The 6,948-nt window shown below is 44.1% G+C and carries 4 protein-coding genes; all 4 read right to left on the reverse strand.

The genetic code is table 11. The features are described from left to right. Positions 1-935: 935 nt before the first annotated feature. Positions 936-2,492, reverse strand: coding sequence for a glycoside hydrolase family 32 protein (locus L696_RS0117125; protein ID WP_025684732.1), 1,557 nt, complete (start codon positions 2,490-2,492; stop codon positions 936-938). 196 nt (positions 2,493-2,688) lie between these two features. Beyond that, the gene (locus L696_RS0117130) at positions 2,689-4,188 is read right to left on the reverse strand and encodes a glycoside hydrolase family 68 protein (RefSeq protein ID WP_025684733.1); all 1,500 of its coding nucleotides are present in this window, start codon (positions 4,186-4,188) and stop codon (positions 2,689-2,691) included. 792 nt (positions 4,189-4,980) lie between these two features. Then, entirely contained in the window at positions 4,981-6,495 is a 1,515-nt protein-coding gene (locus L696_RS0117135; protein WP_025684734.1) for an MDR family MFS transporter, read from the reverse strand. Positions 6,496-6,676: 181 nt separating this feature from the next. Beyond that, positions 6,677-6,948, reverse strand: a 272-nt coding sequence (locus L696_RS30985) for an ATP-binding cassette domain-containing protein (protein ID WP_245233385.1), incomplete at its 5' end; no start/stop codon positions are given.

Consider the following 6,948-nt stretch of genomic DNA (forward strand, 5'->3'; position numbering starts at 1 on the left):
GCCAGGATCAAACTCTCCATTAAAGACCAACCGAGGCTGGTTTATAGAAAGAGCGATATGCTCATTTTGAAACTGACGAGATAAAATATCTCTTGTTTGATTTTGCAAGCAAAATCATTTACTCACTCGTTGTTCAGTTTTCAAAGATCAATCATTTCCGGCCATATCAACAACCGGAATATTAATATATCATACTTCAGCGATTTATGCTACTTGTAAATAATACCTCATAAGGTGATTATTTGAATTTTTGAAACCCATCTAACCATTAAATCACAGCCTATCTTACGGCCGGATAAACAATATACCATATAGGTTTGCAGATTACTACATGTAAATTATACCATTTAATAACCAACTTATCAAAATCATTTCTATTACTGTACTCCTCCTACTTTCGAATTTGTTTTTCTTCATTATAAGTACCGTGAATCTTTGACAGATCTACTGCATCCGAAAAATACTTTTCATGCATAGCAGTTAGGTATTTTGTGACGACTTTTTGGGCATCTTGCTCAGATTGATCAACAGCAGCATCGAAAGTAGCTTGGTCTTTGGCGACACGCGAACATAAGCCATATCTACTATATGATGCACCCCCCTTTCAGTTCCAAAAAAGAGACCATTAATATTGAAACATTCCAATAATTATTTATACACATTTGGGAACGTGAAATAGAGTAATTTAGAATCGTTCCTATAAACATGCTTTTAGGAACGCAGATATTGCCCTTCACCAATGCCGGAGCAAACATGGGATAGGACTTTTTATGACCATGATCGTTATTATTCTAGTAGGAACTTTATTCTACCGAGCAAATCCAGAAACTAATTTAGTTAAGGCTGAAAAGTACAATAGTTGAATAAAGAGGCAGCTCGGACCTCATTTTGCTGCCCGAACTGCCTCTTTTTATATAGACTTCTAACGATACCCGCTAACGATTAAAATGCTTGATCACTACATTGTTAAACATAGCCGGGCCGCCATCGGAAAAAAGAGTAATTTTCTGATCCTCTAATCGTGGAAATATTAAGGAGGAATAAGCTACTTCTCCGTCATCTACAAATACTTCAATGCTGGTTTTATCGACGAGAATGTTTAGGTGAACCTTTTTCTTAGTGGCATCAAAAGGCGCCCTGCTCTCTACATATTTTCCACTCTGATCCGGCTGCCTGGTGTTGGCTCTATTTACGTAGGAGTATTGCCCATCCGTCGAAACGCCGACATCCACATGACGCTTGCCATCCGCTGACTCTCGAAGTCTCAAGCCCGTATTTTTGATTGTTGACCAAGATACATCCGCCTCTAACTGATAGACATCACCTGCTACTGGAAGTGGGTGAGAGCCCTCTACCTTGATCTGTCCAAATGATTCCGTTGAGGTTTGGAATTGCCCCAAAGCTTTTACCGGCTGTGAAACCAAGCGATATCCGGCATCTGCTATATGCTTCAGCCGAATTTGACGAACAATCGAATCCATTCCATTAAAGCCTTCCTTTAGGGTAGGCGTGTTATGGGCATAATCCCAATTATTCATCCAGGCCAGAGCATAACGGTGACTGTATTTATCTTTGTCTTTCCCATCCTCAAACGTAACTGCACTATACCAGTCAAAGCCATAATCCAGCCACTCAGGCTCACTGCGATCAGGAAGAAATGCTTCTCCATTAAAATCTCCCGTCCAGTAGGCATATGTGTTGGGTCCGCCTGTTGATTTGCTATTTGCGCTCACGCCCAGAATCCATTGATAGCTTCCATCATCCGCCCGCATCCGGTAAAGGTCGGGGCACTCCACAAGCCCGATATTTTCCGTTTGAAAGCCGCTCGTATACCGCCAATCTTTTAAATTATCAGACTCATAAAAGCCAATCTTCGTTCCCTCTGCCATGACCATTACCCATTGATTACGTTGAATATCTCGGATGATTTTGGGATCTCTGAAGTCCTTTGTACCGGGGTTGGACATCACAGGCTTGTTGCGGTAAGAAGTAAACGTCTTGCCTTTGTCCGTACTGTACCACAAAAATTGTTCCTGCTTTCCTCCATCTGCGGAGGGTTGTGTCACAATGGCTACGAGCGCTCCTTTACCAAAACCTGCGGTGTTATTATCGTCGATCACGACTGAACCGGACCAAGGATCTCCATTTGGGTTCGTATATTTAGGAATCGCCACCCCTTCATCTTTCCAATGAACCAGGTCGGTTGATGTGGCATGTCGCCATTCTGTACCGTTCTTTTTGGGATAGTCACGATTATATAAATAGTAATAATGATATTTTTCATCGAAATAAATGGGCCGTTGAGGATCATTCTTCCACTTATCCGGAACGGTAAAATGATAGGAAGCCCGGTAGGTTGGCCTCTTCTGTGTTTCTAGACTTTCACTTTTAACCGGGTGATAAAGACTCCAGCCTATCGCTAATAAAATACTTAAGCCCACGATGACCACGATGGATCGTATCCAAATGCTCTTAGAAGCTATGTTTTTCATCATGACGATCCTCCCCACTCTCTTTGTCTGGATAGTCTGACGAGCATGCGGGAATGGTCGGTTCCCATCCTCTCATTGCACGATATGTATCGTCCGGTATGGGACGGCTCGGTAAATCAAGGTAACCCTTAATTCACCAAGTTACTCAGAGACGTGTGAATCTCAGCCCCCGGTATCGTCCCACCGGACTACCTACTTATTTCTTCCCATAGTCATATGGTGGTACTTCCTTGTCGTCCGTCGGGTCAATCGTGATTTGTCCTTGCTCCAGAATTCCGTTCTTCACAACAGAAGTTTTGGAGCCTTTAATGTTCAGCAGGAAGCTTGGCGCAAAAGTGGATTTGTGATCCGGGAACAGTCCACGGTTTGTCATATAGCTGGTTACCACAACGTTATTTCCTTTGCCTTGCGGAATAGCAAAATGGGCATACGTCCAGGTAATATCATCACGATCCAGATTTTGGTGAAGAACGAGACCGGTTCCATTCAGGGGCTTATAAGGCCCTGTCAAAGAAGTCGATACGTAACCCAGCATGTAAATATCGTCGTCTCCAACGGCATCAACGGTAGATTTGGAACCTCTGGTGCTTGTAAACAAATACCACAAACCATTCATTTTGAAAACATTCGCCCGTTCAATTTCATCAGTTACCAGATTGGATGCAATTAGCGGGTCCATCACTTTTTTCAACGTATAATCATTATTTAATTCCACGATTCCCAAAGCACCGTTTGCCACTTCGGCCCCGTTTTTCTTGGGACTTTGCTGCAGATTTTGTAGCTCTTTCGTGAAAAATTCGTTATTCCCGCCATAATACTCAGATTTATAAAGGGAATCCTCTCCCTGATAACCCGTTTCTGTACCCGTGTTCGCTTCAAATATGATATATTTTTTCCCTTGATCTTCAATGTAGTGAGGGTCTCTGAATGTGTGGTTATCTAGGTTTACTCCCACGCTTTGCTGAACATTCTGATAAATTTTCCCGTCGCCAGCATCGTAAATCGATTTGAGGTCCTCTATGCCATCCACTTTCAGGGTTTCGTCATTGGGTTGAGAAAGATTAATTTGGGCCGTAGCCAAGGTTTGCTTGCCGTATAGTTTGTTCTCCGGCTCAAAAGGCTGTCTGCTCGTATAAAATAAACGCACTTCTCCATCCGACGTTAAAGTAGCAGAACCGGACCATTCCTCCGCCTGATTCTTCAGGATTGGATCGTTTGCAAGGAATTTATCGTTATCCTTAAATACTCTTCCGGCATTTTTCCAGCCTTCCAGCGAGGTGTTGCCTGCTTTTTGATAGAACAGATAGACAAACGTATCCTCTGCTCTTTTAGGATCGCCTGCCAGTCCAAAAACAATGTTGTACCCCTTGTAATTAGCTATCGTGCCATCGGCATTTTGTAACGGCCAAGTATCCCATACATCCAGATCAATCAGCTTGCCCGATCCGTCGCGGCCTTTTGCCGAAGGAATATTTTTGATGGTAGATGCATCAAAGGATGGAACCTCATATTTTTCTTTGCCCTGCTGTTTGAAAATATCCAGCATATCATGACGCGTGATTTGGGTAAACCTGCTGTCTTCCTTGAGATCAGCACCGTCATTTTCCTCCGCAAAAGCTTGAATGCCACCTCCTAACAGCAAGGTAGTTGCTACCGTTGCGGTTGCTGCATTTCTGAACCATTTGTTAAATTTCAAGTATTCCATCTCCCTTTTCGATTATTCTTCCCTGTATCAGATACCCAACTTTTATGTTGGTAGGGCCATTCTATATTTAATGCTTAACGATTGATATAGACTAGATCTCCCCTTTTATTCAAGGCTAAAGAAGGAGACCTCTTGAGCTTTATCCTCATATTTTCCTAGTGAATTTCTGAAAATACCATTTTCTTTCATTTTACTTACATTTGGATAAATTTGTTTCTTGATTTTTTTGCATACTCAATTTTTCTAGGTAGGTCGCTTCATTTTCCTTCAAAATCATTCGAAAACATTCATCGAAAATTCCATTTGCAAACGAATTCAGAAAGATGGTACTTTAGGGCCCCTTTAATTTTCGACAAAAATATTAGATGCATGTGTAATAAGACTATTCTACCAATAATTTACTTATGTAGTTATTTACATACGGTATTTCTGACATAAAAAATACACCTCTGATGCTCATTAGCCCAACTATATAAACTGAATTTAAAAGTTACCTATGGTGCCACTACGCAGTCGGATAGTGCTTCCCATCGCCACCGCCCCTCTGGATTTCTCGAATAAAGCCTTGCGTGATGCTGGACGCGATGCCGGGTTAAATTTCTCTCAACTGCTTCAAAGCTCTGTTAGGGATGCTTTAGGCATTAAACGAAAATAATAAAATTGTAAAAATCCATGAATTGACCATATCGCATATAGAAATAACGGTAGCTTGGGACATTGCATTCGCTTCCCGAGCTACCGTTATTTTTTTGATTATCTGTTGAAGCTGTTGTTCCTCTATTCCTATGCAGTTCCTTCCTGTGCCGCCTTTGCAGGCTTGCTTGCTTCTTCCTCCGTACCCGGTGGACGGTTCCGCAACCCGAGGACGACAAACCAACTAATAACTGCAATAACGACCATGATGATGAACAGGGAATGCAGACTGTTTTCCAGCACGGAACGGAGCAAGCCAGCGGTCTTGTCACTCAAGCTTTGTGAGGCATGAGGTGCAAGCAGACCGTTAATATCCTCCTGCGTAACTCCCTGCTGTGTAAGCTGTCCATCTGCTGTCTGGGCAGCAATGCGATAATTAAGCCATGAACCGAAGGCTGCGACACCAATGGTTTGCCCCAGTGTTCGCAGGAACGTATTCAATGCTGTAGATGCACCACGCAACTGGAACCCGACCGAAGACTGGGCAATAATGGTAAAAACAGTCATGGAGAAGCCAAAGCCCAATCCATACAATAATGTGGATAGGAACAGCAGCCAGATCGGCGCCGTTTCGCCCATCAGGGTCATCACGAAGGCACCCAGTACAATCAGGGTCAGTCCGACTAATGAGGTTCGACGCGAACCCAAAGTCAGCAAAATGCGTCCCCCGATCATGGAGCCGAACAGCCATCCTACTGACATCGGAGCCAGCGCCAGACCGGATGAAGCGGCATCTCCACCGTGTACGCCTTGAATCCAAAGCGGCAGGTAGCTTGTCAGCCCGATCAGTAGAGAACTGACCAGCAGTGCTGCGGCACAGGAAAAAGCGATATCCGGTATCCGAAACAGCTTTAGCGGCACCATCGGTTCCTGAGCATGCTTTTCAATAACCAAAAACAGAATCAGGAATAAAATAGCAACGGCTGTCAAGGCCAGCAATTCAGGAGAAGCCCAACCGATATATTGTCCGCCCAGTGCCAATACGAGCAAAAGAGCCGTCATTCCAATGGTAAAGGTAACAGCTCCCGGCACGTCGATGCGCGCGGTGCGCTTGGCTACCTGCTCCCGCAGGTAACGAGCGATGAAGAACATTGCAAGCAGTCCAAAAGGGACGTTAAAGCCGAAAATCCATTCCCAGCCAAAATAAGTGACCACGTAACCGCCCAGCAAAGGCCCGATCAGAGAAGAAATCCCCCATACCGAGCTGATCATTCCCTGAACTTTGCCGCGTTCCTCCATTTTGTATATATCTCCGATAATGGTAAAGGTAACGGGAATCACGCCACCCGCTCCAATCCCTTGAATAGCCCGGTACAAAATAAGCTGCTCCATACTACCAGCCTGCATACAAAGCAAAGAACCAAGTACAAACAATGAACAGCCGATCAGAAAAATCGGTTTGCGACCAAATAAATCGCTAAGCTTGCCGAAAATAGGTGTAGTTACAGCCATCGTCAGCAAATAAGCCGTAAAAATCCAGCTGAGCAAATTCACACTGCCCAGTTCACTAACAATAGTCGGTCCGGCAGGACCGATGACGGTTCCCTCAATCGCGGCCAGAAAGGTGGCCAACAGAACACCGGTCAGCACGAGCCCGCGCTTCATGGGTTTATCTTTTCCCAAGCAAATCACAAATCCTTTCCTTGTGTAAACTGGCTGCACCTGTGCAATTCGACTGCACAGGATTGGTATTACCCGCACTGCATAATCGTAAACAGGCGGCCTATATAGGCCGCCTGTTTTATACGATGTATATATATTATTGTCTACATATACTTAAATTTTGTCAACTGTAATCGTATGATAAATCCCCGGCACTTTCCGCTTCCTTAATCTGCCCCTTTTCCATGTACAGAATATGGCTGGAAAAGCTTTCAGCGAACTGCATATCGTGGGTGATGATCAGAAAGGCTGCTCCCTGGTTCACTTGTTCAGCGCACATACGAAGCAGGATGTGCGCTCCTTCATAATCCGTTCCGGCAGTAGGCTCATCCAAAATGTAAAGCTTTTTGGGCAGAATGAACTGCGCGGCTACGCTTAAGAGCCTTTTTTCACCGC

Origin of the sequence: Paenibacillus maysiensis, from assembly GCF_000520815.1 — a bacterium.
Taxonomy (GTDB): Bacteria; Bacillota; Bacilli; order Paenibacillales; family Paenibacillaceae; genus Paenibacillus; species Paenibacillus maysiensis.

What these genes read in the sequence shown, in the direction of transcription:
- L696_RS0117125 (WP_025684732.1), bottom strand. Translation starts at nt 2,492, where the DNA reads ATGAAAAACATAGCTTCTAAGAGCATTTGGATACGATCCATCGTGGTC.
- L696_RS0117135 (WP_025684734.1), bottom strand. Translation starts at nt 6,495, where the DNA reads ATGAAGCGCGGGCTCGTGCTGACCGGTGTTCTGTTGGCCACCTTTCTG.